Here is a 654-nt window from a genome sequence, read left to right as displayed (position 1 = left end):
GGCTAGCAATGCGCTAGCATTGCAAAAGCCAAAGGCTTTTAATCGTTATGCTTGCCAAACAAATACCAAAGGGCTAGAACACGCTAGCATTTTAATCCTGATGCCCACCAAGATGATAAAACCAAAGTGGCGCAAGTTTGCCCAACTAGAGTGGTGTAAGATTGATGACAAGCTTTGCATTACACCCCTCTAGCCCCCTATGGTGGGCACTTGGTTAGAGGGGTAATTTGAATTTTGGATATGGTTAAAAACAGAGTGGGGGGTTTAAGGGCTTATATACTAAAATATGCGGGTTACATTATTGGGCTAACCTTTTGAATCGTGCTAAGTTGGCGCATTGGGCTTTTTAATCAAGTCTTCAAGGGGTAGGAGCGGTAGTGGGTAACTCTCCTAGAAAGGAGAGCCTAATATGAAGTTTATCTTCTTAGCCTTAGTGGTTATAATGGTTTTAGCGCAACCATTATATTAAAAACCCTTTAACCACCCTTTTTGAGGGTGGGGCTTCCACTAAGTGCTATTGTAACAAAAAAACCCTAATTTTTTCCATAAATCCCCTAATACTCCAAATGGTGCGCGCTGGGGTATTTTTGCCACTCTGAGCCTTGGGGCTTTTTAGACTCTGGGCCTTGTTGCCCCTCTATGGCCTGCACTTGG

At 43.4% G+C, this 654-nt stretch carries 1 protein-coding gene; it reads left to right on the top strand.

The genetic code is table 11. The features are described 5' to 3' along the window. Nucleotides 1-193: hypothetical protein (locus EAO36_RS08600; RefSeq protein WP_205586174.1), on the top strand; the 193-nt coding region annotated here is incomplete at its 5' end. Nucleotides 194-654 lie beyond the last annotated feature (461 nt).

This window comes from Helicobacter mehlei (assembly GCF_003660265.1).
Taxonomy (GTDB): domain Bacteria; phylum Campylobacterota; class Campylobacteria; order Campylobacterales; family Helicobacteraceae; genus Helicobacter; species Helicobacter mehlei.
Note: the sequence above shows the minus strand (reverse complement) of the source record. Positions and strands in the feature narration are given on the sequence as shown.